General features: G+C 69.2%; 1 protein-coding gene. It reads left to right on the top strand.

Annotated features, from left to right (window positions below):
* On the top strand, positions 1-1,079 hold a 1,079-nt coding region (locus AC07FN_RS45935), incomplete at both ends, for an AMP-binding protein (protein WP_478401392.1).

The following is a 1,079-nucleotide window of genomic DNA, read 5'->3' as shown; positions in this document are numbered from 1 at the left end:
TGGGCGAAGCAAGCCGAGCGGCTGGCCTGGGACACCAAGTGGGACCAGGTCCTGGACTGGTCGAACGCGCCGTTCGCGAAATGGTTCGTGGGCGGCAAGCTGAACGTGGCCTACAACTGCGTGGACCGCCACGTCGAAGCGGGCAACGGCGACCGGGTCGCGATCTACTGGGAAGGCGAGCCCGGGGATTCCCGCGAGATCACCTACACCGAGCTGCAGCGCGAGGTCTCCCGCGCCGCCAACGCGCTGGCGGCGCTGGGCGTGGGCGCCGGGGACCGGGTCGCGATCTACCTGCCGATGCTGCCCGAAGCGATCTTCTCGATGCTGGCCTGCGCCCGGCTCGGCGCCATGCACAGCGTGGTCTTCGGCGGGTTCTCCTCCGAGGCGCTGCGCACCCGGATCAACGACGCCGAGGCCAAGGTCGTCATCACCGCCGACGGCCAGTACCGGCGCGGCAAGCCCATGCCGCTGAAAGCCAACGTCGACGAGGCCGTCGCGGAGACCCCCAGCGTCCAGCACGTGGTCGTGGTGCGCCGCACCGGCGGCGAGGTGGCCTGGGACGACGCGCGCGACAAGTGGTGGGACGACGTCGTCGCCGGCCAGCCCGACGAGCACACCCCGGAAGCCTTCGACGCCGAGAACCCGCTGTTCATCCTCTACACCTCGGGCACCACCGGACGCCCCAAGGGCATCCTGCACACCTCCGGCGGCTACCTCACCCAGGTCGCCTACACGCACCACACCGTCTTCGACCTCAAGCCCGAGTCGGACGTGTTCTGGTGCACCGCGGACATCGGCTGGGTCACCGGCCACAGCTACATCGTCTACGGCCCGCTGGCCAACGGGGCCACGCAGGTCGTCTACGAGGGCACCCCCAACGCGCCGCACGAGGGCCGGCACTGGGAGATCGTGCAGAAGTACGGGGTGACGATCTACTACACCGCCCCCACGACCATCCGCACCTTCATGAAGTGGGGCGCGGAGATCCCCGCCAAGTACGACCTGTCCTCCCTGCGCCTGCTGGGGTCGGTCGGCGAGCCGATCAACCCCGAGGCCTGGATCTGGTACCGCAAGAACAT

The organism is Saccharopolyspora sp. NPDC045941, from assembly GCF_056431445.1.
This window is presented reverse-complemented; position numbering and strand designations above follow the sequence as displayed.